Here is a 1,509-nt window from a genome sequence, read left to right as displayed (position 1 = left end):
CGACGACGCCGACCCGTATCGACAATCTCAACTCGATCCATAGCCGCACTGTCCTTTTTGACGTCAATAAGGACAGTCAGTGCCAAATCCGACAATTCCTACAAGGCGGCCCACCTCGGATGCGTACACTCCCCCTCCCCGAACCGTGCATGCGACTTTTGCCGCACACGGCTCTCCGCTTTCATCTGCTTGATCGTAAATCAGGTAGTTGTCCGGAATGACGCAACCGATGGCAGGGCGTACAGAGGGAGATAACCTTCCTTGCACGGGCTTGCCGCAGTTTATCAAGACCTGTCCGTTTGATAGTCCGGACGGGATTTGTGTGATGAAGGTGGAACGGACCTTGGGTCGTCGAGCAGTGGGTGCACCGCTCAGCGGCTCGGCGTTGTGCCAAGCTGGTCCGACTTAGACGGAGATCTGATGTTCGGGGAATATTATCAATATTCTCGAAGATCAACTTCCGTTTAAGGTCAGCTAGCTTCCAGACATTAACCTCTATCACTTTGCCATTCACAGTTTCACGAACGACGTGAACTCCTGGCTGTACTTTGACCTTGTCAATTATCGCCCGGACGGACGACCTGTGCTTATGCGCAAGCGTTTTGAAGAGACTTGAGGACCACAGGAGACCAAGCTTTGAGAGCTTGCGCTTAACGTCAAATGCCAAGGCATAATACGCGGCGAAGCCTCTGAACTCGGCGTTGTAGACCTTGACGATTTCGATGTCGTCTAGATGGAGGAGTTCAGTCCTGTGTGTGGCGTCAAGAGTGGCATGGGTGCCATATCCATGTCGTTTCGCAAAGGCCTGCACTTTCTCATGAGGAACGCTGATCTGAGTTTTCTCAACCAGAGTCCTTGCAAGAGCCGGTCGACCGCGGCCGAGTTTGTATCGAACGCGATGCTTTCCGGTGTACACTTGGACATCATATCCAAGGAACCGCGCCCCATGACTTGCCTTACGAACTCCGCTTTTCTCGGTTGATACGTTGAGGTTCAAAGCTGAGTGAAGGAACTCCTTCACTTGGGCCATAATACCTCTGGCGTCTTCCTTGCTACCAATTATTCCAATAAGGAAATCATCGGCATAGCGGATGTAACGCAGGCGTTTAAAGCCGGGGTCCATCCAATCGACCGAAGGCATCTTTATCATCTCTGCACGCAGTTCATCGTGCTTAAAGACGAGATCGGATGCTTCGTCATTTTGTCCTTTCTCACGTAACTGACTGATCTGCAGCTTGAGGCGCCGAAGTTTAGACGCATGCCGGAAGTAGGCACGGTTATTTCTTCGGTGTTCACCTTTGTCGAAGTTTTCCCTGAGTTGCTCCACAAAGAAATCCAACTCATGAAGATAGATGTTGGCGAGCAATGGCGAGACGACCCCTCCTACAATGGTGCAAACTGCCGCTGTCTGAACCACCATAGCTCGGATCGGGCGGCGGAGCGACACGGAACACCACCGTGATGTCGCCGCGATCAATCTCAACGCGCTTGACCAGAAGGCGGATCAGA

General features: G+C 52.3%; 1 protein-coding gene. It reads right to left on the bottom strand.

Features of this window, described 5'->3' with window-relative positions; all coding sequences use genetic code 11:
• Nucleotides 1-181: 181 nt before the first annotated feature.
• Nucleotides 182-1,366, bottom strand: a complete 1,185-nt coding sequence (locus FS320_RS43225; protein ID WP_210252264.1) for a group II intron reverse transcriptase/maturase — start codon at nucleotides 1,364-1,366, stop codon at nucleotides 182-184.
• Nucleotides 1,367-1,509: the final 143 nt, after the last annotated feature.

This window comes from Microvirga tunisiensis (assembly GCF_009296175.1).
Lineage (GTDB): Bacteria > Pseudomonadota > Alphaproteobacteria > Rhizobiales > Beijerinckiaceae > Microvirga > Microvirga tunisiensis.
The sequence above is the reverse complement of the archived record's forward strand: the minus strand, read 5'-3'. Positions and strand labels throughout refer to the sequence as shown.